The organism is Methylocaldum sp. 14B (assembly GCF_002005105.1).
In the GTDB taxonomy this organism is placed as follows: domain Bacteria; phylum Pseudomonadota; class Gammaproteobacteria; order Methylococcales; family Methylococcaceae; genus Methylocaldum.
Genome location: NZ_MSCV01000007.1, coordinates 1 through 22427, shown reverse-complemented (window position 1 = coordinate 22427; position 22427 = coordinate 1). Strand labels below are relative to the sequence as shown.

Below are 22427 nucleotides of genomic sequence, written 5' to 3'. Positions count from 1 at the left end.
CCTAACGAAACGTTCCTCTCATCCGGGTCATTCCAATTGGAACTCGATGGGCACGGTAACCCAACTTGCCTGCGCGACATCACCGCGCTTGGCGGGCACGAAGCGCCATTTTTTCACCGCCTCGAGGGCTGCTTCGTCCAATACGTCGTGGCCGCTCGATCGTTGCACCGATAACTCGCCGCAGCGGCCGTCGGCGGTAACGTAGACCCGCAGCAGGACCAGGCCTTCCCAGTGTCGGCGGCGCGCGATGCCCGGATAAACCGGTTTCGGATTGTTCAGATAGTTGGCGTTCGAACTGGCCGGCGTATAGGTGTCGTTGCGCGGAGCAGCGGCACGGTCTTGGGGCGGTGCGGAAGGTGCCGCCGGTGCCGCCGGTGCCGGCGGTGCGGTGTCCGCTTGTTCCTGCTTTTGCGGCTCGACCTGTTTGACCGCGGAATCCTTGCGCACCGGTTTCGGTTTGGGTTTTTTCACCGGCTTGGGATCGGGTTTCTTCGCTTCCTTCGGAGGTGTCGGCGGGGACGGTACGGTCGGCTGGGTCACCGCCGGTGCGGGAGGCGCGGACAGAACCATGTCGATCATCGGCAGCGGCGCGGCTTCGGTGAAGGGCACAGGTTCCGGGCGGGCGAGATACCAGAAGAAAAGCAAACCGTGCAGTACGGCGGCCAGTCCGGCGGCGGCAGCCACCGCGAGCGGTCGCTTCCAGGTAACGGGAATCTCGGCCATCGTGACCGGCGTACCTCCGGGACCATCGAACGGCGGGTCCCCGGAAAAGAAATATGTGCTCATTCTCGGGACACCGTGCCGAATATGGGAGCGACCGCGCTCGTCGTCTTGCGCCGCGACTTCTGGCACTTGTCGACGCCTTGGAGCGAGAGTGTCGGTCCGACGGAGGATGATTTGTTGCGGTGTGCCTCCGTCCCGCACTCTTCCGGCACTTGGCGTGCAATCCGGCTGTCTTGCCCGGAGGGCTGGCATCCGGTGTTATCGGCAGGACTGTAACTGGAATCTTGTTGAAAATCGGCGACTTGCTGTCGCAACGCATCGAGGCGCAGGCGAACGTCGGCGAGCAACTCCTCGAGATATTCGAAATGAACCTGAAAATAGCGCGCCGAAGGAAACTCCGGTCCGCTCGTTGTCCCGGATTCCGAGGCTCGAGTTCCGTTCGGGTCGACCCTTCGGCTAGAGGCGGGGCGGCCTTGCTTGATCCTCATGACGATTCCTTTTTTGTTGCTTCTTATCCCTAATGACGTATGAGCGCGGCTAATCCCGCACTTCCGATAGAAAAAATTTTTCTGACGTCTATAAGTTGTTGTAAAGCCTAAAAAAGAAAAGCCAGGTAGAGCGGATCTGTGGGATATGCCGTACTCGCTGTGTCTAAAGCTCACGCTCGATCCGGACGAATGCGCTTGGCGCTGATCTCGGGGTGTGTTGGATCGGGGATTTTCGAATGTGGTGTAGCACCCCGAGCACCACCGTCCGAAGCCGGAGCGGCTGCCGGAAACGCCAACGCTAATTCAGGCCATGGCAGGTTATCACTTGTTGTGTTGCAAGTTTTCCGCCCTCACCTAAAGGATCATCCTGAGGATGAACTCGATAAAGGGAGCTGAGTCGGTTTGCTTCATGCTGTTTTGCAGTGCCTGGTAGTACTTCGCCTGATGCTTATAGATCAGGCTTTCTACCGGGATGCCGGCGAACGAGGGATTCCAGCGGGAAGGTTAAGGTCTGCCACGGTCCCCCATGCGGCCGTTGCCGTCTGTGAAGGGATGGATGAACTTGAACTCGTAGTGAAACACGGAACTGGTAATCAGAGTGCTCTTCACCGGTCGCCAGCCACCGGAAGAGGTCGTGCATCAATACCTGGAAGTGATCCGCTGGAGGCGTCACTCACCACATACCTTTCGAGGTCGCTCGATATGGGCGATCGTGACGGTCGTGCCCTCTATGTCCAGATCAAAGTCTTTCTCGGGTGATCTGGACCAGGTTCGCCCAGAAACGGCTGGCGTGATTTCCGAGGCGTACGTGCGCGAGGTAAAAGTGTTGTTGCACGAAAAGCGGCGTAAGTTGTGAACATCCAAAGTAAAACGCGCCGCCGAAAGAGGTCAGACGCGGTTTTCATCTCGTTGAGGCGGCGTCAATCGGAAATCGACGAAAGCCTTATGGAGTAAGACTTTCAGTCATTCCAGCTTGATCGGCTTTGCCCCGGCCTTTGTATTGCGGATCGCGGCGCGGTATCGGTCAGAGCATGGAGGTAACGCCTTGTAGGATAACTGAATTACCCCGAAAGTGCCCCCAGTTACCCCGGATGTCAACGGACTCTATAGGATCGCGATGGATGGAATATAAACGAAAAAGCCCGCATTTACGCGGGCTTACGGATTTCTTTGGATGTCTTTGAATGGGTGTTTGGTGGTGGGGTGGAACCCTGCGCCAAACCTATGTAACTCAGCGCCTTAGAACCGCTGCGAACTCCTGCGGAAAGGTGCGGAATCTAGCCCCAACTCCCAACAATCCTACCAGTTCTGCCCGGCCGGGGTCACCAGCCAAGTGCATCAGACAGGACGCCAGTTCGATTCCCGTTTGCGGAATTGAACCCGCGTCCGCATCGACTCACCCGACCTTCGATCAGGCGGTGACGAACCGCTCCCGAAATGCTCGCCGGCCCTGGTCGTAAGGCACAGGGTTGGTGGCGTGCGGGACCGGGGCTCTTCTGTCGCCGATGAGGTAATTGATCCGGTAGGTGCAGTTGCCGGATGGGTGCAGCATGCCGCCAATCACCCGGTCGGGTTTCAGGACCCGCTCCTGGATCAGACGGTCCAGCACCTTCTGGACCTGCGGACCGAGCCCGACGAACACGGCATCCTCGAGTTCCTCGACCTCCGCCGCGAAGTTCTCCAGCAGGTACTTCCTCAGCAAGGGGTGCTTGGTCATGTCAGGTGAGCCACGGTAATCGTCGCCCTTGACGAACACTGGATAGCGCAACAGCGAGGTTGTCTGCACCAAGTGGCGCGAATTGGAGAACAGGTCGGCCGAATCGGTCAGGCCGAGCCACTTGTGAAAGCCCCAATGGTTGAGCTGGTTGATGAGGTTGCTCCGCAACGGCTCGCCACTGAATGCGCCGACGCTCTTGGCGGCCTGGATCGCTTCCGTGCTGGACTTGCCGGCCTGAAGCGCGCGCCGCGCCTCATTGTTGGCATTGACCATCTGGGTGGGGCCCGGTGTGATCCCGACCAGAACGATCCGCGCACTGGGGTTGATGTACTCGAACGGCGCGTAATAGATCTTCACGTCGCCGCTTGCACCCATCAAAAGGCGCGGGTCGCGCACCACCGGAGGCGTCGACCCACAAAGAATCGGCGCGTACTTTTCGATAAAGTCTGTTTTCATTATTTGATGTGTCCTGGTCTACGACTGGTCCGCCAGCCTGCTGGAATCAGTCCGAAGCCCACAGCCGATCGTCATCCTGGGTCGCGGCCCAGAAGTCATCGAACAGGGCCAGCTTGGCTTCGTCCTTGGTTGCGTAGGTCTTGGCACTGAACCGGCTGCCGATCAGGTAGCCCCAGCGCTTGAACTTGTTCATGTGGACGCCGAGGTTGTGCCCATCGACGTTCAGAAAGCTGTTCCCCTTGGCGGACACCCGCCACTTGCGCTGCAGCCATCGGGTTCGGCGTGCTGCTCGGTTGCGCAACTTGGCCTCACGCCGTTTCGGCCCCTCGTAGTCGCCGCTCATCTTCTCGGCGCAGACGCAGCCGACGTCGAAGTTCTCGTCCAGATCCGGGTGTTCCATGACGTGGACGTAGCGGATCTTCTCGTTGCCGCACATCTGGCAGGTCGCGTAATCGGTTTCGTCCGCCGACTCGCCGTCGGCCCGCAGGTCGACCACGTCAACGCAGTGCCATCCTTTGTGGGGCACTCCCGGCTGATCCCATCGATTTCCGCTCACGACTGACTTCCCTAATCCTGAGTCATCGAATACTTGCCTGTATGGCATTCCACGCCACATCCCAGCGTATCCGCTCCTGTTCGAGGCGGACTTGTTGACCACAGGCATTTCCCTTGATTGACTGATAGAGCTTTTGTTCGGTACTGGTGAGTAGTGGGAGCTCTGTGGAAGAGTGCTGATCTTTCTCTTCGACCCATAAATCACGATGACTCATCAGCGTTGACTCATCCATAAGCACAGTTCTCAGGCTAGGGATGTATGTTCTGGCTCGATTCAGAATGGCAAAGCCATGCGTATCAATGTCACCCCAGTAGATGCATTGCGCCTGTTGTAGCCATGGAAGCTGTCCCAAAACGTCAACCGCGTAACCCAGGCGCATGATCACAACCGCCCCTGGCAGGTCATCAAACGCAAGCCCAGTTTGAAGGTTCTCAACAACGAATACATTCTTTGGTCGAATGCCAACGCTTGCCACTTCCTCACAAGGAGCAGAGATATCGCCAAGACCGCCCAAACGGGCTCTCAGTTCTGGGTCTAGAACGCGCATGCGCATTAACTGCGGCTGTGCCCTCAAACCGCAGCGCCTAAAGAAGTCGCGCTCTCCTGTCGGGTCACCCTGGAGCGTCGCAACCAAGTCAGAGATGAGACCCTTTCTAGAATCCAGCCATTTGCTGTCGGCGCCGGCGATCGGAATTTGTCGCGGGTAGAGATTCGATTTCGGATTGAGATTGATCCACCCCAGCATCTCTGCCAGCCGACGAAAATCGGCATCGCCGTAGTCAGCGAGGACATCAAAATATCTCGGCAACTGCTGCGCCAGTACCGGCCAGCGAGCAGTGAGCGTCTGATAGCGAGATTGGGCACGGGCCCACCGTGCGGATTCTCCGATCCACAAGGCAACATCTTCAGGGCTTCGTAGCGCCAGTTTCTCTGGCAGTCGCTGGACGCCGAGCGCTTTCCACCGGCGCTCACACCAGGACAGGGTGCCGACTCCTTGCCAACCTTGCCATGCGCTCACCCAAGCGCGAACGCCGTCGACTTGCCTCAGCGCAGCCTGTTCCGTCGGTATGCTGAGCGGAACTTCCAGCGGCCATTGGCTCTCGCCAGCCTCGCCAATCAGCCACTCGCGTTGTTTGCTTTGAAAGCGACGGACGAGAAACTGTCGGACATCTTCAGGAAGCTTCAACGCTAGCCTCCTCTCGAGCGTGCTCCGGCAGCTTCAACCGCTGACGGTCACCGTCGTACTCGATCAGCAGGACGCCTGACACTCGCCGGTCACTGATATCTACGAAGCAGGCGCCACCGATGAATGGTTCGAGGGTCATGACGGACTTCAGCGGCGTAGCGACGACCATTTGAAATCCGAAATTGGTAAAGATATTCATCGCCAAAGTGGTGAACTCGTTGTCAGCCTTGTCGAATGCCTCATCAAGCACGACGGGTGCATACATCGGTACGCCGTGGTCGTTTCCGCCCAGTTGATACCGCAGGGCTGCGGCCAAACACGTGGTGGCTAACTTCTGGCGTTGGCCTCCAGACTTACCAGCACCGCTTCGGTAGATCTCGACCTCGACACCACCTTCATCGATCTCCCGTCCGATGAACTCAACATGCTGTCGAACGTCGAGCACAGTCTCGCGCCAGCGTTTTTGCTCGGGGTCCTGACTGGCGAGTCGATCAACAAGTCGGCGCAGGGCCAGGAACCGCGCCTCGGCAAACTCGTGGTCCTCCGTCCACGCATGGCTAAGTGCCTGCTGGATTTCCTGCTTGAACTCCTTGACGTCAGCAAGTTGCCGGTCACTGGCGTCGATGTGGAGATAGGTGCGTTGATTGACGCTTTGGTTGAACGGCACCTGGCCAAGACTGTCGTTGACCAGATCCATTCGTTCTAGGATGGCTTTACGAGCGTCGTTCAGGTAGGTGGAGAGTGCTGCTAGATTCTGGTGGCTTTGGTTCTGCAACAGTTCGAAGAATCGCTGCTCGTAGGCGGGCAGGCCATCCGTTTCCAGTCGAACCAACTTGGCGAAAAAGTCTGGTGCGCTGGCGAGGCTCGTGTCCATGTCGCCAGCGTCCATAGGCCACTGCCGTTTGAATGCGGCGAAGCGCGCTTCTATTTCCTTCTCGCAATCGCCGATCTTATCTTTGATCTCACTGATTTCTGTGTTGAGACCCCTCTCAACAGCGGTTGCTACCTTGTCGAGGCTTTCGAGCCTGATCGCGTCTGACTGCTTGGTGAAACGTTCGTCGAGCCCCTTGATCTGATGGGGAGTCAATGGAACCCGGAAAGCATCTTGGAGGAGGGATTCAAGCTTCTGCGTGCTGTCGTTGATCTGCTTGAGAACGGAGTCATGCGCGACCTTGGCTTCGCGGAGGTCCTTGTCTGCTTGATCAACCGAGTGCTTTTGCTTGTCGATCCGCTCACTGATATGCAGTAAGGCTGTATTGCCTTCCCGCGCTTCGCGAATCTGCCGCTCGATGGTGGAAATGCGGTCTAGCAAAGGTATTACATCGATTTCCTGCCACTGGAGATTCACCAAGGTCTGGCACTGCATCGCTCGGGTCGCACGATTCTTGTCTTGGTCGGCGAGGGTTTCGATTTCTCGCCCGAGGCGCGTAATCGTCGCAGCCAGCTCCTGGGCCTGGGCTTGAAAGAGCCCAAGCTTCTCGCGGTTATCGAACCCGAGCACCCAGTTTCGTCGGTCGCCGACACTTCTCCGGTCGTCCTTCTCATGCCGGGTTTTGCTGTGCTTGACCTGCCCCTCGCGGGTGATGGCTCGATCAGCGCTCCTGAACGACTGAATGGACTCGACGCACGCGTAATCGAAGCGTTGCCGTAGCTCGGCCTGCAGCCAATCGGCATACGTACCCTCCTTGACGTTCAGCTTGAGGACGAGCGAATTGGCACCAATGGGCTTGGCCTGCCACGTCTCCGGTCGGCCAGTCCGGTAATACACCAGGCGCTGCCCAAGGTGGGTGTTGTTGATGTGATTGGCCAACGCCGAATACTGGCGCTCGTCCACCAAGAGTGAGAGCGCAAATCCGTGCAGTACGCGCTCGATGGCACCTTGCCACTCGGCCTCGTCAGGCTTTACCTCGATGAGTTCGCCAACAAAGGGCAGCGCCGACTCCGAGATCCCGATGCCTGAGGCGATGTCTCGGCGCATTTCCAGCATATCGGCTGGAATATTCGATGGTTGGCGCTGGAGTGCCTGCACCTCCTTCACCGCTTGCGAAAATGCGGTTTCGGCGTCCTTCTTTTGACCTGCCAAGCGGAACTGTTCTTCGCGGTTCTCGCTGCTACGTTGCTCCCAGTTTTCGACTTCCTGCCGCGCGTTGCCCAACAGCTCAGCGAAGACCTGAGGCGAATCCGGGAGGCTCCAGCCAAGCTTCTTGCATGCTTCTTCAGCCTGGCCGCATTTGCGCAGACGATCCGTGCGCTGGCCTTCTAGACCAGATTTCTCTGCCTCCCATTGCTCGATCTGATCACCGCCGGCTTCACGGTGCTGTCGCTCCAGATCGCGCAAGGTTGTGACGTGGTTATCCAGGATGCTCTGGCGTCGACTCACTTCACCTTCCGAGCCGCTGGCTTGCACCTCCAGGGACTCGATATGCCGCTTGAGGAGTTCAATGCGGCGGGTTTCCCGGTAGCCATCAACGCCCAGCCGAAGCTCATCCAGGCCATTGCGCTGCAGCATCAACGAATCTCTCCGCTGATACTGCTCCCGCGCTGGCGCAAGTGTTTGAACCTGCTCGCGAGCTGTCACTACCGCCTGGTGGGCCGCATTGAGTTCGCCAAATTCGCTGACCAAGCGATCGGCCACCTCGAAGGTTTCTGGCTTGTCCAGCATGAAATCGCGCAGGAAGGTATTGAGATCGCCGAGATTTTTGGCCGACTGTGTTTTGTGCAGCAAACGCAGCGCCATTTCGCTCTCGATACCGAGCAAGCGGGAGAATCGTTCGCAATAGGGACGAAACTCGTCGCGGGCGAACGCCTCGGGGAATGACTGCTTGAGCTTTCGGATGTCGAAGTTGGATTGGCCGAAGTCCTCCAACTCGCGCAGGTCAAAGGCCCGCTCCAGGACAAGGTAGTGGCGTTTGACGTCTGTGTTTCCATTTGCATTACCACGCAGCCAAAACACCTGAACAAGCACCACAAACTGGCCCAATGCGTTCTGGTAAGTCAGTGCCAAGGCTGACCACGTTGTCCCCGAGCGCAAGTAACGGGTGGCGATCTCACCTGAATCTCCATCCTTCTGTTCGGCCCATGCACCACGTACGTAGGAGACGAGGTTTCGGTCACGACCGCTGCGGTCAGCCTCGCGCGCGGCAGCGTTGAAGTCGATCCAGCGAGGTGGCACCAGCAACGCCGAAAAAGCGTCGAGAAGAGTCGATTTCCCAGCCCCCGATCGACCGACAAACAGAAAGCCTCGTTCGCTGATCGGTACGTCATGCAGGCCAGAAAAAGTGCCCCAGTTGTAGACCTGCAGGCGAGTCATCCGGAACTGTTCCCGGGCGAACAAGGAGGCGGTTTGGGGTTCCGAGATCATTGGTCGGCCTCCTCATCAGGCTCAGTCTGAGCCAGTTGCCCTGGCGTCTCTCCGGCAGCCATGCGCTGATACAAGTGGGTAAGAGCTTGTATTTCCTCTGCTGAGAAGAGGAGCTTCAACGTGGGCGAAATCTCGAAGCGATCCTCACTCGAGCGAATTTTCTGGAGGATGCTGTGCTTCTTGATCTTCTCGATGGATGCATGAACCCGTTTCGCGAATCCCGCGCGGTCGGTGTTGGAAGCTCGCTCATAGAGGGTAAGAAACTCCATCATCTCGTCCGTCGATACCACGGCACGGTCGCCCTGCGAGTCTGCCTGGGTCAATCGCTGGCGAAGGTGGAGCAGCAGAATGGAGTCAATGAAGGTCAGCTGCGCGCGACGCAGCAGAAGTGGCACTTCGAGGTCGCCGGTATCTGCCTGGCGGGTGAAGGCAACTTGTACGTCCCGGTCGATGACTAGTTCGAGAAACAGTTCGGCAAGGCGCCGACGTATCACCGCTTCGTCTCGCACTAGTATCGGCCAGAGTTTTGGATGTCGACGTCCGTCGAGCGAAGGTCCCGCAAGTAGCTGCACCAGGGCGCGCCGGGTATCCAGCGCCAACTCGCCGCTGTCACCCATGAAAAGATGGGCGGCAGATTCCTGCGCAGGATCTGGTGCTTGTGCTTCGGCTGGCATCGCCGTTTCGTCGTTCTCAGACCAGTTCATTGGCCCGCTCCCTCAAAAAGAAGATCTTTGGAATTCGGGCGCTACGAAGCTCGTCGTCGCCTCCAACCCAGCCTACGGTTTCGCTATGGTCGGCTTTGAAACCATGCCGACTGCCCAATGCAAGCAGGCCGACGACGCTGCCCAAACCCTGTGCAGCGGGGAACTGCTCCAGCACTTCAGCAATGGATGCCTGGGACCGTTGCTCCAGGACAGCCAGGACGTTGGCCTTCAATGTTCGGAAGTCGATCTCGGATTGGGCGACCAGTTCGCTGACAGACTCCAGGTCGATTGGTGGGGCGTCACCTTCCGCCATTTGACCGGGCAAGGCTTGTAGGGATGGGTCGTACAGCACCCATTGAGACAAGGAGCGCAAACGGCTGCTCGTGAGCTCAAGCGTGTACTGTAGGGTTTCTGTGGCCCTGACTTCGTCCTTCAGAGCGAGTGCTGCTCGCTGAGCGTATTTCAGAAGGTGATTGAGTCGGCGTTGCTCGAGGTATTCACGGCTCTGGACGAAATGCTTCAGGCTGCGGGCAAACGTCTGGAGCACTTCGTGGACCATGCCGCCCTGCTCAAGAAGGGTTCGTGTCAGCCGAAGTAGGAATCGGCGCTCCTTGGCTTCGAGCTGACCTACAAACTCCCGCGACATGACGCTATCGAGAGCCTGATCAAGTGTGGCGGCCTGCTGTGGGTCCGTTAGCAATCGCCAGAAAGCAGCGAAAGTTCTTCCCGCGTCGCTTTCTGAAATCAGGTCGATTCCGGCAAACAGCGAATCCAGCACGTCGCCCCGATTGCCATCGTTGTCCATGATGCGTTCACGGAGATCTCGATTTAGCTGATCGAACTGGTCGCGGACACGACGGAAATCACCCGCAAGATCGTCGGCCAGCGTGATGATTTCGCGCGTACGCTCCAACGCCGTTGCATGGGGCAGCACGCGCATCTGCCCCTTCTGGATGGCGTCTATCTCCTTGTCGATTCGGGCTTGCTCTGCCATGAGCCGGTCGATGCGGCGGAATTTATCGGTGTCGGTGTCCTCTGCAAGCCGGGCCAGCGCCTCGATAACAAGCGTCAGGCGGCTTTCGGTCGCTGCTGAGTGCGGCTGCTCCAGGCCAGAGACAAATCGGATGGCTTCGACGGAGGCCGTGGAGAGTTCATATTCCTCCTCTGAAGCCCCAGCCGGGAAGCGTCGCTCCAAGTACCCATCGGCAAGCCAGCTGGCGACATACGCTTGTGCGGTTTGGGGAAAGTCTTCGCCATGTGCGCGCAGCTCTTCCAGATCCCTTGCGATTCGTTCGTGAAAAATGGAGGCAGGAAGGCTCCGCTCGCTCTCGTAGAGATGGGCTTGGAGCAGGCCAATGACGGTAGGTCCAGTGTTCGAGGCAAGCAGGCGCCACAACGGTTGCGCCCGCATGCGCCGGTAGGTCGCGATGGCTTTGTCTGCTTTCACTCCCGTGCTCCAAAGTGGCGGGTCACTACCACATGGTTATCACAATACGACGTACACACAAATCAAAATAGAGTCATGGACAGATTCTAGGGCAGACCATATACTTTCCGCAATAACCCGTACAAGCATTCGCTAACCCGAACGAGCCAGCCAGGATGTCGAACGAACAGCTTGCAGATCTAACCCAGCCACAACGCGACCGGCTCGCGTTCGTGGAGTTGCGCGTGCGCTTCATCGGGGAGATACGCCGTCAGGACCTGGTCACGCGGTTTGGCATCCAGTCCGCCGCCGCATCCAGGGATCTGGCGCTGTACAAGGACTTGGCGCCCGGCAACATCGACTACGACCCCAAGGGCAAGTCCTACGTCCTGGGGCCGGACTTCCGGCCCGTATTCGACTTTCCCCCAGAGCGGGTGCTGTCTTGGCTGACCCAGGGCTTTGGCGATGGTGAGCCGATGCGGCTCAAGGCGTGGGTGGCCAGCGAGAGCCCGTCACGGCTCACGCACCCGGATCTGGATGTGCTGGCGAGCGTGACCCGTGCGATTCACCAGGAGTGTCCGCTCGGCATCGAGTACCACTCCATCTCCAGTGGCCGCACCGAGCGGGAGATCGTCCCGTTCGCGCTGATCGACAACGGCCTCCGTTGGCACGTCCGCGCCTTCGACCGGAAGTCGCAGGAGTTCCGGGATTTCGTCATCACCCGGATCAAGCGCCCGATGGTGCTCAAGGGGCAGCCAGTGGCACCCCACGAGATGAGCGATCAGGACATTCAGTGGACCCGGATCGTCGAGCTGGAGCTGGTGCCGCACCCAGATCAACCCCGGCCGGAGATCACCGAGATGGATTACGGCATGCGCGACGGCCTGCTGCGGATGAAGCTGCGTGCCGCCACGGCCGGATACATCCTGCGCAAATGGAGTGTCGACTGCTCCCCGGATCACAGCCTGCGTGGCCATGAGTACCGGCTTTGGTTGAAAGACCACCTCGCCATCTACGGTGTTCGCAATGCCGTGCTGGCTCCAGGGTATGCGGCGCCAGAAGCCACTGGAGCTGGAGCGGAATATGACTGAAATGCGGATGCCTCTGCCTTACGCCGTTTGCGTCGGTAGAACCAATGAAAAAAGAGAGATGAGATGAAGGAATCCTACCTACCGACATTACTGCAGATGAGGATGCTCGTCGGCTTCCTTGGCGAGCGTGCTCAGTGCGCCTGGTGGCCCACGGCGTTCTATGAGTCATCGAGCAAGCTCTTCCTGGAGCCGGTCTTCTCGAAAACGTCTCGCCTTGCGCAGTACCACGGTGTGCTGGAAGCAGCCAGACGATTGCACGACGAGCATTTGAGCGTGGGTAGCTACCACCTGTTCCGGTTGCCCGAGGAGGTCGAGCAAGACCTGCACGCGACCGTGCAAAGCAGCGTGGGAGAAGAACTCGCCAGCCAGGCGCCACAAAGCAAAGAGGCTGCGCTGGATGCGTTGAAGCGATTGGCTGCCACGGGCGGCACGTCCAGCGTTGGTCCAACGGCGGTCGGGGGCATCAAGGATCTCGATTCCACCGACACCCTGAAGACTATCGCTGCGGCCTATCTATCGGCGTTCACGCAGAACACCAAAACTTATCCGTATCTGGTGGGGTGATCGTGGCCGACAACACGCCCTACACGACTCAGTTACAAGCAGGCCTTGGGCTCGTCAACGAGACCAAGACGCTGCTCGACCTGTGGTCGCCCGGCATGTCGGCGAACCAGTTGCATCAGGTCGCACTGGAATCGGGGCGATTCCCCACCGTTACCGCGCGCCGACTTCGCAACATCGTCGTCGAATGCTTCGCTCCACGCTATCTCGTGGCAGGTGGCGCACCAGCGGCACATCTCAAGCGGCTGTCCGCAACGATATCCACGGCTGACCTGACGCAGCTCATGCTCGTTTTTACGAGTCGGGCCAACCCGATCCTTGGCGACTTCGTGCGCCACGTTTACTGGGCTCGGTATGCCGGTGGATATACCCAGATCACCAATGAAGACGCGCGAACCTTTGTCGAGCGAGGCATCGATGACGGCAAGACAGTTAAACGCTGGTCTGAGACGACAGTGCGGCGTGTCTCCGCCTATTTGACCGGATGCTGCGCCGACTACGGAATGCTTGAGCGCGGTTTGCGTTCGAGTCGTCGCATCCTGCCGTTCCGTATTTCGCCAGCCGTGGCCGCTTACTTGGCCTACGAACTGCACTTTTCCGGCGTCGGTGACAACGCTCTGCTGACCCACGAAGACTGGCAGCTGTTTGGCCTGGCGCGCGAGGACGTGCTGGAGGAAATCAAACGACTCTCGCTGAAGGGATTGCTCATCGTCCAGGCTGCTGGCGACGTGATCCGCATCAGCTGGAAACAACAAGACATGGAGGCGCTCTGCGATGTCCTCACTCAAAGCTGATTTCGACGAGTTGCGCGAGCGCATCCGCCACGGACGTGAGCTCGGTCATGCGAGCTTCGAGCCGATCTACTACCTCGTCTTCCCGCCGGAACAAATCCTCGAGGTGAAGCGGCAAACGCCCGCTTGGGTGGCCAAGCTGCACCAGGAAGGCTGGGACGTGCACACGTTCTCCATCGCTGAACAGATCTGGGCCCTGCTGAAAGACGACCCGTTCTGGTCACTGTGCGTGATGGAGGACAAGTCAGCGCCCTTGGATTGGCCACGTACCAACAAGGCGCTGGCGGACATCCTGACGGCGGATAACGGCCTGCTGAAGCGGCTGGAGGATGCCCTGCAGCCGCTCGAAGGCCAGCAGAACGCGCTGCTGTTGGTAACGGACCTTGAGGCACTGCATCCGTTTATGCGCATCGGCGCCATCGAAAGCCAGCTCCAGGGCAAGTTTCACGTGCCGACGATTTTTCTGTACCCCGGCGTGCGAACCGGCAAGACGCGCCTGAAGTTTCTCGGCTTCTACCCGGAAGACGGCAATTACCGCTCCGTCCACGTCGGCGGCTGAACAGACAAAAGAACCCTGGGACAAACCTATGACCATTCGCTCACTCTTCGACCCAAGCAAGGACATCTACCGGACCATCGAGAAGGTCATCACCTATGGCGCCTCGCAAGAAGGCCGCCTCAAGGCTGAGATCTCCGAGTACGTGGTCACCGAGAGCATTGAGGAGCAGTTCCGTAAGCTCCTCGATCGCATGCAGCTCGCGATGGAGTCCGGTGGCGAGAATGAGGTGGGCGTTTGGGTCTCGGGCTTCTATGGTTCCGGTAAGAGCTCGTTCACCAAGTACCTCGGCTTGGCGTTTGATGATCAGCGCACCATCGACGGCACGCCATTCATCAAGTACCTGCAGGACCGCCTGCACAAGCCGCAGACCAAGGCCCTCCTCAGCACCGTGGCGCAGCGCTTCCCGGCCGCCGTGGTCATGCTGGATCTGGCCAGTGAAATGCTCGCCGGCGCCACGATGGAAGACGTCTCCACCGTCCTCTACTTCAAGGTGCTGCAGTGGGCGGGCTACTCGCGCAACCTGAAGGTTGCCGCTTTCGAGCGCATGGTCGAGAAGGACGGCCGCACCCCCGAACTGCATGAGCGCATCGCCCATGCGTTGCCGGGTGCCACCTGGGCACGCGTGCAAAACAACCCACTGGCCATCGACGGGCTGATCCCAAAAATCGCCCATGAGATGTACCCGGCACTCTTCCCGGAGGCCAAGTCATTCTCGTCCAGCACCGAAGGCTTCTTCCAGTTCGAAGACCAGCGCGTGCAAGAGATGATCGACATCGTCCGCGAGAAGAGCGGCAAGCAGAACATCATCTTCATCGTCGACGAAGTCGGCCAGTACGTGGCCTCGCGCGACAATCTGATCCTTAACCTCGATGGCCTGGCCAAGAACCTCAAGCGGCTCGGCGATGGCAAGGCCTGGATCATCTCCACCGCGCAGCAGACCCTTACCGAGGACGACCCGCGCGCAGCGCTGAACTCGGACAAGCTCTACAAGCTGAAAGATCGCTTCCCGATCCAGATCGACCTTGAGTCGAGCGATATCAAGGAGATCTGTTACCGCCGTCTGCTCGGCAAATCGCCAGCGGGCGAGACCGAGCTTGGCAAGCTGTTCGATGCCCACGGCCAGGCACTGCGACACAACACCAAGCTGCAAGACGCCAAGTACTACGACGCGGACTTCAGCAAGGAGAGTTTCACCAATCTCTACCCGTTCCTGCCGGCTCACTTCGACATCCTACTGCACCTGTTGGGCGCGCTCGCCAAGTCCACCGGCGGTATCGGCCTGCGCTCTGCGATTAAGGTGATCCAGGATGTTCTGAAAGGAGAAGGCGGTTCCAAGGCAATGGCCGATCAGCCTGTGGGCTGGCTGGCCACCACGGTCACGCTGTACGACGAACTGGAAAAAGACATCCGCCGCGCCTTCACGTCCATTCACCAGGCGGTTGGCAAGGTCCAGATTCGCTTCCCGGATTCGCAGCTCCATCAGGACATTGCCAAGTCCGTCGCCGTACTGCAGATCCTCGGTAACCTGCCGGTGTCGGTGCAGAACGTCGCCAGTTTGATGCACCCGTCCATCACTGCAGCATCGCAGCTCGATACGGTAAAGAAAGCCGTCGAAGAGATGCTGAACGACGTGCATGTGCCGCTGGGTGAGAAGGATGGCAACCTCGTGTTCCTCAGCGAGAAGCTGCGGGATATCGAGCAGGAGCGCGGTGCCATTGCACTGCGCACCGTGGATGTGAAGCGCATTTTCAACGATGCGCTGCGCGAGTCCTTCGATCCGCTGCCTCGCGTCAGCCTCCACGGTACGATGGCCGTCGCAACGGGCCTGAAGGTCCAGGCCGGCAGCGCCATCACCAGCCTGGCCGGTGATCAGAGCACCATTCAAACCGTTGTCGAGTTGGTGCCCGCCAGCGATTACGACACCGCCAAGAACCGGATGCTGGATGATTCCCGCAGCCGGGCGGGTCGGAATGTCATCGGGCTCTTGGCTCGCGCCAATTCCGAACTCGACGATCTGGCAAACGAAATCTATCGCTGCCAGCGCATCGCCGAACTGCATCGCAACGAGCCTGACCAAGAGGTCAAGGACTACTGCACCGGCCAGCTCGACCGTGCTGCCAAGCTGGCTACCCAGCTCCAGAGCAAGATCAAGCAAACCTTGCAAGCAGGCTCGTTTGTGTTCCGTGGCCAGGCCACGGCGGTATCGGCACTGGACGCCGACCTACTGGAAGCCGCTAAAAAACTGCTCTCTGACGTGGCCGACCAGGTGTTCGACCGTTATGTCGAGGCGCCGGTGCGTGCGGGAACCGACACCGCCGAGAAATTTCTCAAGGTCGCTAACCCCGCAGCCATCAGCAGTGCGCTGGACCCGCTCGGTCTGGTGCAAACCGTGGCCGGTCGTGCCTCGTTCAAAACTGACCATAAGGCGATGATCAGCATCCGCGACTACATCGACAAGCGCGGTACCGTCGACGGCAAGCGCCTGCTCGACGATTTCAGCAACGATCCGTTTGGCTGGTCACCCGATACCACGCGCTACATCGTGGCCGCCATGCTGATGGGGGGCGAAATCAAGCTCAAGGTCTCGGGTCGTGAGGTTACAGCTGCTGGGCAACAGGCGATCGATGCGCTGAAGACCAACAACTCCTTCAAGCAGATCGGCGTCGCACTGCGCGACGAGCGCCCGTCCATCGAAACGCTTGGCCGGGCGGCGGAGCGACTCACCGAGCTGGTCGGTGACATGGTTATTCCGCTGGAGCAGGAGATCAGCAAGGCGGCAGCGAGGCACTTCCCGCGCTTCCAGCACGACTACGGCTCCTTGGCCGAAAAACTCAGCGGCCTCGGGCTGGCGGGCAGTGACCGCATTCGCACCTTGAACCAGGACATTGCCGATGTCCTGTTCACCGATGCATCCGATGCTCCGCAGCGCTTGGGTGCCGAAACCTCCGCCATTTACGACAACCTCAAGTGGGCGCTCGAAGTGAAGCGGGTGCTCGACAACGGACTCGACGCCACTCTGCGTGACTTGCAAGCCCATCGCCGCGACATCGAAGCCTTGCCGGACACCGGCGTGCCAGGGGAGCTGCGCCGCGAACTTGCCGAAGACCTGGGAACCCTGTCAGAGCGCCTGGGCAAAGAAGACTTCTACAAACACACCGCTGACTTCAACTCGCAGCTCACCCATCTGAAGGGCCGCGTGCGCGATGCGGTCATCACGCTCTCCGATCAGCAAAAGCTGCGTTTGAAGGAGGGGGTCGAGGATCTGCAGCGCATCCCCGAGTGGGAAGAACTCACCCAGGAGGAGCGCGGCAACGCCGTGAATCGGCTGGACGGGCTCGCCCTGGCCGCCACTCAGGATCTGGCCGGACTCAAGAAGCTGCTGGCCCGTGACTACGACATCAACAGTACCCTCGAAGATCTGAAGCGCTCCATCCAGCGCCAAGGGCAGGAACGCCTGCGCAAGCGCATGGAGGAAGAGCGAGCCAAGACTGGTGAGAAAGGTCCGGCGAAGCTCACCAAATCGATCGCTGTGCCGGTGAAGATGACCTCTGCGGCGGACATCGATGCGCTGATTCAACAGCTTCATGAAATCAAGGCTCAACTCGCTCTGTATGCCGAGATCGAAGTGTCTCTTGTCCTGGGTGAACAGCCTGGAACGGGTGGGAGCTGAGCATGGAGCTGACCACCGAATCTAGGCAGCACATCGAGCAGGTCGCTGGCGAGGCGCTCACCCAGCTCGACAGCATCGCTACGGCTGCAAAACGCAATCTGCACGATGGGCGAACGCTGGGCTCCGATGCCTTGGCGAGCGTCAATACGATGACGTCTAGTTCGGCCATCCAGAAACTGGATCAGATCAGTCAGGCAAACCGAGAGAGCTATCAGGTATTGGCGGCCGAGCCTGCAATCGCCCGTGTTGTCGTTGTGGATGAGGAAGGCGAAGAGCGCACCTATTACATCTGCCGAACCACGCCGGTTTCAGGATTCCAGAATCTGGCCAGTTACCGCGCCCCGGTTGGTCGTCTGGCCTCTTTGGCGATCGGGGCTGAATTCACTCTTCCCAATGGCACCGTCGTCGAAGTCTTGGAGCGAGCCCAACTCAGGCCTGCGGCTCTGGCAGACGGCTGGGATTCGCGCGATACCGTGGTGGAAGCCGAGCATTTCGGCCCACTCACCATCGAGTCGTTGCGAGCGCTACTGACTGAGGTTGCCGGAGAAGAAGTCACCGAAGACCTCCTGGGTCAACTGCTGGCCGAAGAAACCGTCAAGGCCAACATCATCGACGGCGTGCGCCGCAGCGTCATCACCAAGATGGGGCTACGCGATCAGCCCGTTCTGGATCAGTACCAGGATGAGATCTTCCGTCTTCCCCTCGACAAGCGCTTGCTGATTCTTGGCCCGCCCGGTACCGGTAAGACGACGACCCTGATCCGCCGCCTTGGCCAGAAGCTCGACACTGCCTTCCTGGAAGAAGGCGAACAACGTCTGGTTGAAATAGTGGCCACTGCCCAGGGCGTCGCGCACGCCAACAGTTGGCTGATGTTCACGCCCACCGAATTGCTCAAACAGTACCTCAAGGAGGCTTTCGCTCGTGAAGGCGTTCCCGCCTCCGATCTGCGCATCAGAACCTGGCAGGACTACCGGCGCGAGCTGGCCAGAAACGCTTTCGGCGTCCTCAGAACCGCATCGGGTGGTGGCACATTTGTCCTGAAAGACAGCCTGCCAAGCCTGAGCGCAGAGGCGCTGAATCGCCCAATTCAGTGGTTCGACGATTTCAACACATGGCAGCGCAACGCCTACGTGCAAGAGCTGCATGAAGCGGCCAACATGCTCCGCGAAGCCAAGGCGCCAGAAGTCCAGAGCTTGGGCGAGCGGCTGAGCAGCATCCTGACGCAAGCAAGCGATGGCGCGTTGGCATCCACCTTCGGATCGCTGGCAGCCGAGCTCCCTAAAGTACAGGCGCTCGTCGCCAGCCTGAAAGAAGCCTCTGACGGCAAGATCAAAGCAGCGCTCAACCTCCAGCTCAATCGCAGTCGGGTGTTCCTGGATGAGTTGGCGCGGTTCATCGACGGCCTGCAGCAGGCCCAGACCACCGACGTCGACGAACAAGACGAGCTTGATGCTGATGAGGACGAAGACACCACGGCACCGCGCACCGGTCGTGCCGCCGCTCTCAACGCCTACATGCAAGCGGTGCGCGCCCAAGCCCGGGCCGCAGCCTCCAAGCGCGCGGTCAGCAAGTCATCACGCAACGGAAAAATCATTGAGTGGCTGGCAGATCGTGGCCTGACAGAAGCCGACCGCACCGATGTGGGAGCGAGTCTCCTGGTGCAGACCAACGCCCGCCGCTTCGTGAACCCGGTCAAGCGCTATCTCGAGGGCATTCCGAAGCGCTACCGCGCGTTCCGGCGCGATCGCCAGCAAGCCGAGAACTGGTATCGCAACGAAGGCTTCGAAGCCCGCGACATCCATCCGCTCGAACTGGACATTGTGCTGCTCGCCATCCTGCGCGCCGCAGGCGACTTGATCAGCCGGCCCAACGTGCAGCGCGATATCGACAGCCCCGCTTGGTCGGCACTCCAGCCCATCCTGGGGCACTACCGCAACCAGGTCTTGGTGGATGAAGCGACCGACTTTTCGCCTATCCAGCTTGCCTGCATGGCCGCCCTGGCGCATCCACGGCTGCGCTCGTTCTTTGCCTGCGGCGACTTCAACCAGCGTCTAACCACCTGGGGTGCGCGCTCCGCCGACGAAATGAAGTGGGTCTTTGCCGACTTCGACATCAAGGAGATCACCGTCTCCTACCGGCAAAGCAAGCAACTGAACGATCTGGCTCGCGCCATGATCCATGCCGTCGGCGGCACTGAGCAGAACGTCAGCTTGCCCGCCCATGTGGATAGTGGCGGCGTCGCGCCCGCGCTCCTGGAGCACGCCACAGACACAGCAATCGTGGTCAGTTGGTTGGCAGACCGCATCCGAGAGATCGAGCGTTTCGTCGGCCAGCTGCCGTCCACTGCCATCTTTGTGAATGCCGAAGACGACGTGGCACCAGTGGCTGAGGCGCTGAACGCTGCCCTGTCCGAACACAACATCCAGGTCATTGCCTGCCGCGAGGGTCAGGCGGTGGGCCAGGAAAGCAACGTGCGCGTGTTCGACATCCAGCACATCAAGGGCCTGGAGTTCGAAGCGGTGTTCTTCGTGGGCATCGACCAACTCGCCGCACTGCATCCAGCGCTCTTCGACAAGTACCTGTACGTGGGCACCACGCGTGCGGCCACCTACCTGGGCGTGACCTGCGACGGCGCCTTGCCGCCCGCCATCGAGAGCCTGCGCGCTCACTTTGGCCAGGATTGGCAAGCGCCCGGTTCACAGCAACCAGGCACAGAACAATAGGAATCGATCGATGGCCTTCGACCAAACAACAAGAAACCGCCTACAGCGCTTCGTCAACGATGCGCGCCGGGTGCTGGAAGAGGAATTCACTCGCCAGCTGCAAAACGACTACGGCATGGACCCGAACGCGGGCACCGTGGCGGAGCTGGGCAACCTGAGGCATATCAACGACGCCCAGCGCGAAACTGCCCGCATTCTGCGCGACACCCTGGCGCACTACACCGCCAGCGGCGACATGAACGCCACCCAAGGGCTGGATCGCATCGTGCGTGAGCAGGCCTTCACCGTGCTCAACCGACTGGCGGCGCTGCGTATGGCGGAAGCGCGTGGCCTGTTGGTTGAATCAGTCGGCAACGGCTTTCAGGCCAAGGGCTTTCAGCTCTACGCACGCCTGGCCGGTACTGGCTTGGGCGAAACCGGCGATGCTTATCGCGTGTACCTTTTTAGCGTGTTCGATGAGCTTGCCCAGGACCTACCGGGCCTGTTTGACCGCTACTCGCCGCAGGGCCGCCTGTTCCCGCGAGAGGCCGCGCTGCTGCAAGTGCTGAACCTGATCAACGATGCCGACATCGCCCCGCTGTGGAGCGAGGACGAAACCATCGGCTGGATCTACCAGTACTTCAACTCCAAGGAAGAGCGCAAGGCCATGCGCGATGCCAGCCAGGCGCCGCGCAACAGCCGCGAGTTGGCGGTACGGAACCAGTTCTTCACGCCACGCTACGTGGTCGAGTTTCTGGTGGACAACACCCTCGGGCGCCTCTGGTTCAACGCCACGGGCGGGACCACCGGCCTGCGCGATCGCTGCCAATACCTGCTGGTGAAGCCGGACGAAACTCCACAAGCCGCCACCAAACTGCGCGATCCGCGCACACTTAAGCTATTGGACCCGGCCTGCGGCTCCATGCACTTCGGCCTGTATGCCTTCGATCTGTTTGCCGAGATCTATCGCGAGGCATGGGCCTGGGAGCGACAAAACGGCCCCGGCTCGCTGGATGTGTCGACTCAACCCCAGGCTGCACTAAAGCCACTGAGCCAGACCTACGAGGACGAGGCGGCATTTCTGCGCGATGTGCCGCGTCTGATCATCGAACACAACATCTACGGCGTGGACATCGACCCGCGCGCTGCCCAGATCGCCTCGTTGGCGCTGTGGCTGCGGGCACAACGCGCCTGGCACGATGCCGGCGTCAAAGCCAAAGATCGCCCGCTGATCGGGCGGGGCCATGTCGTCGCCGCCATTGCGCCGCCGGCAGAACGAGAGTTGCGCCAGCAGTTTGCCGCCAAACTCGATCAGCGTGATGCCGAGCTGTTCGAGAAGACCCTGCAACTGCTCAAGGGGCTGCCGGAGCTCGGAGTGCTGCTCCAGGTCGAGCGGGAGTTGCCGCACTTGATTCGTCAGGTTTATGTGGGCAAAGGCACCGGCCTGTTTGCTGCGCAGGAGCAAGAGAACTGGCAGCAAGCGGAGACACGCCTGCGTACGGCACTCACTGAGTTCGCTCAGGCAGCCAAGTCGACATATCAGGGACGTCTGTTTGCACAGGATGCGTTGCAGGGGCTCCGACTAATCGATTTGTGCCGTGAAGTGTTCGATGTGGTGGTAATGAATCCGCCATTTGGGCAGATTGCCACAGCGACAAAGCAGTATGTTGTTGGTAACTATCCACGTTCAAAAAATGACCTCTATTCGACATTTGTAGAAAGAGGTCTCTCATTGTTGAGGCCCTCGGGGTACTTGGGTGCTATTACCAATAAAACGGGTTTCTTCCTTCAGACATTCGAAGATTGGCGGCGTCTCATTTCCTCAGAAGTCAACCGCGTAGCGACAGCGGTAGATCTCGGTTTTGGCGTCCTAGACACAGCGATGGTGGAGACGATGATGTACACCATTACTGGTGCGCATCAAGAGGGGACGCCGCTAACGGCATTTATCAGGCTTACTCATGAGGCTGATAAATCTGGCGTGCTTGATAGCACCGTTAGGGAGGTGAGGCGGGGGGAGCTACCCAAAGGAATTGCGTGGCAGCGAGATGTTGCAGAATTTTCTGATATCCCTCACGGTCCATTTTGCTATTGGGTCAGTAAAGGCTTTCTTAACCTATTCAGAACAAAGAAGGCATTTGCTCCAGTATATGGTCATATCTATCAGGGGATCGCTACCGGGGACAACTTTCGCTTCCTGCGTTGCCGATGGGAAATTCCAGCTGAGCGAATTGGACAGGATGCTTGGGCTACGTACGCAAAAGGTGGGACCTCTACACGCTGGCTATCGGATTTCTCACTGGTAGTTCGTTGGAAGGGTAACGGGTCTGAGATCAAGGCAAATGCACAACAGTGCTACGGATCAGCATCAAGAACCGTTAAGAACGAATCAACTTTCTTTAAAGCTGGTGTTACTTATACGCAGGTTACTGTTAA

The 22427-nt window shown here is 59.3% G+C and carries 15 protein-coding genes; 7 read left to right on the top strand and 8 right to left on the bottom strand.

Annotation, left to right across the window (positions count from 1 at the left end):
* Positions 1-27: 27 nt before the first annotated feature.
* From B2A78_RS06670 to B2A78_RS06630, 8 genes are all read right to left on the bottom strand, one after another.
* Complete coding sequence (locus tag B2A78_RS06670) at positions 28-786, bottom strand: energy transducer TonB (RefSeq protein ID WP_143735093.1); 759 nt, start codon at positions 784-786, stop codon at positions 28-30.
* Entirely contained in the window at positions 783-1211 is a 429-nt protein-coding gene (locus B2A78_RS25595) for a hypothetical protein (protein ID WP_086135480.1), read from the bottom strand. Before B2A78_RS25595 ends, B2A78_RS06670 begins: the two co-directional genes overlap by 4 nt.
* 1411 nt (positions 1212-2622) lie before the next feature.
* The gene (locus B2A78_RS06655) at positions 2623-3384 is read right to left on the bottom strand and encodes a hypothetical protein (RefSeq protein WP_205780689.1); all 762 of its coding nucleotides are present in this window, start codon (positions 3382-3384) and stop codon (positions 2623-2625) included.
* Between the two features lie 46 nt (positions 3385-3430).
* A complete protein-coding gene (locus B2A78_RS06650) occupies positions 3431-3940 on the bottom strand; it encodes a hypothetical protein (protein WP_077729135.1) in 510 nt (169 codons plus the stop codon).
* A gap of 22 nt (positions 3941-3962) precedes the next feature.
* Positions 3963-5126, bottom strand: coding sequence for a DUF3322 and DUF2220 domain-containing protein (locus B2A78_RS06645; RefSeq protein WP_077729134.1), 1164 nt, complete (start codon positions 5124-5126; stop codon positions 3963-3965).
* Complete coding sequence (locus B2A78_RS06640; protein WP_077729133.1) at positions 5113-8487, bottom strand: SbcC/MukB-like Walker B domain-containing protein; 3375 nt, start codon at positions 8485-8487, stop codon at positions 5113-5115. Before B2A78_RS06640 ends, B2A78_RS06645 begins: the two co-directional genes overlap by 14 nt.
* Entirely contained in the window at positions 8484-9191 is a 708-nt protein-coding gene (locus B2A78_RS06635; protein ID WP_077729132.1) for a DUF4194 domain-containing protein, read from the bottom strand. Before B2A78_RS06635 ends, B2A78_RS06640 begins: the two co-directional genes overlap by 4 nt.
* Entirely contained in the window at positions 9178-10602 is a 1425-nt protein-coding gene (locus tag B2A78_RS06630; protein WP_276205377.1) for a DUF3375 domain-containing protein, read from the bottom strand. The genes B2A78_RS06635 and B2A78_RS06630 overlap by 14 nt, the downstream gene beginning before the upstream one ends.
* Positions 10603-10793: 191 nt before the next feature.
* On the opposite strand from B2A78_RS06630, the gene B2A78_RS06625 reads away from it, so the two are divergent.
* The 7 genes from B2A78_RS06625 to pglX form a co-directional block, all read left to right on the top strand.
* Positions 10794-11708, top strand: coding sequence for a WYL domain-containing protein (locus B2A78_RS06625; protein ID WP_077729130.1), 915 nt, complete (start codon positions 10794-10796; stop codon positions 11706-11708).
* 63 nt (positions 11709-11771) lie between these two features.
* Complete coding sequence (locus B2A78_RS06620) at positions 11772-12272, top strand: BrxE family protein (RefSeq protein WP_077729129.1); 501 nt, start codon at positions 11772-11774, stop codon at positions 12270-12272.
* A 2-nt stretch (positions 12273-12274) separates the two neighbouring features.
* The gene (locus tag B2A78_RS06615; RefSeq protein ID WP_077729259.1) at positions 12275-13063 is read left to right on the top strand and encodes a DUF1819 family protein; all 789 of its coding nucleotides are present in this window, start codon (positions 12275-12277) and stop codon (positions 13061-13063) included.
* Positions 13044-13619: a BREX protein BrxB domain-containing protein gene (locus tag B2A78_RS06610; RefSeq protein ID WP_004146420.1), complete on the top strand. Its 576-nt coding sequence runs from the start codon at positions 13044-13046 to the stop codon at positions 13617-13619. Before B2A78_RS06615 ends, B2A78_RS06610 begins: the two co-directional genes overlap by 20 nt.
* 28 nt (positions 13620-13647) lie before the next feature.
* Positions 13648-17289: a BREX system P-loop protein BrxC gene (gene brxC / locus B2A78_RS06605; RefSeq protein ID WP_077729128.1), complete on the top strand. Its 3642-nt coding sequence runs from the start codon at positions 13648-13650 to the stop codon at positions 17287-17289.
* Between the two features lie 2 nt (positions 17290-17291).
* Positions 17292-20012: an ATP-binding domain-containing protein gene (locus tag B2A78_RS06600; protein ID WP_077729127.1), complete on the top strand. Its 2721-nt coding sequence runs from the start codon at positions 17292-17294 to the stop codon at positions 20010-20012.
* A gap of 10 nt (positions 20013-20022) precedes the next feature.
* Positions 20023-22427, top strand: a 2405-nt coding sequence (gene pglX / locus B2A78_RS06595) for a BREX-1 system adenine-specific DNA-methyltransferase PglX (RefSeq protein WP_205780687.1), incomplete at its 3' end; no start/stop codon positions are given.

What these genes read in the sequence shown, in the direction of transcription:
- B2A78_RS06670 (WP_143735093.1), bottom strand. Translation starts at nt 786, where the DNA reads ATGAGCACATATTTCTTTTCCGGGGACCCGCCGTTCGATGGTCCCGGA.
- B2A78_RS25595 (WP_086135480.1), bottom strand. Translation starts at nt 1,211, where the DNA reads ATGAGGATCAAGCAAGGCCGCCCCGCCTCTAGCCGAAGGGTCGACCCG.
- B2A78_RS06655 (WP_205780689.1), bottom strand. Translation starts at nt 3,384, where the DNA reads ATGAAAACAGACTTTATCGAAAAGTACGCGCCGATTCTTTGTGGGTCG.
- B2A78_RS06640 (WP_077729133.1), bottom strand. Translation starts at nt 8,487, where the DNA reads ATGATCTCGGAACCCCAAACCGCCTCCTTGTTCGCCCGGGAACAGTTC.
- B2A78_RS06635 (WP_077729132.1), bottom strand. Translation starts at nt 9,191, where the DNA reads ATGAACTGGTCTGAGAACGACGAAACGGCGATGCCAGCCGAAGCACAA.
- B2A78_RS06630 (WP_276205377.1), bottom strand. Translation starts at nt 10,602, where the DNA reads ATGCGGGCGCAACCGTTGTGGCGCCTGCTTGCCTCGAACACTGGACCT.
- B2A78_RS06625 (WP_077729130.1), top strand. Translation starts at nt 10,794, where the DNA reads ATGTCGAACGAACAGCTTGCAGATCTAACCCAGCCACAACGCGACCGG.
- B2A78_RS06620 (WP_077729129.1), top strand. Translation starts at nt 11,772, where the DNA reads ATGAAGGAATCCTACCTACCGACATTACTGCAGATGAGGATGCTCGTC.
- B2A78_RS06610 (WP_004146420.1), top strand. Translation starts at nt 13,044, where the DNA reads ATGTCCTCACTCAAAGCTGATTTCGACGAGTTGCGCGAGCGCATCCGC.
- brxC (WP_077729128.1), top strand. Translation starts at nt 13,648, where the DNA reads ATGACCATTCGCTCACTCTTCGACCCAAGCAAGGACATCTACCGGACC.
- B2A78_RS06600 (WP_077729127.1), top strand. Translation starts at nt 17,292, where the DNA reads ATGGAGCTGACCACCGAATCTAGGCAGCACATCGAGCAGGTCGCTGGC.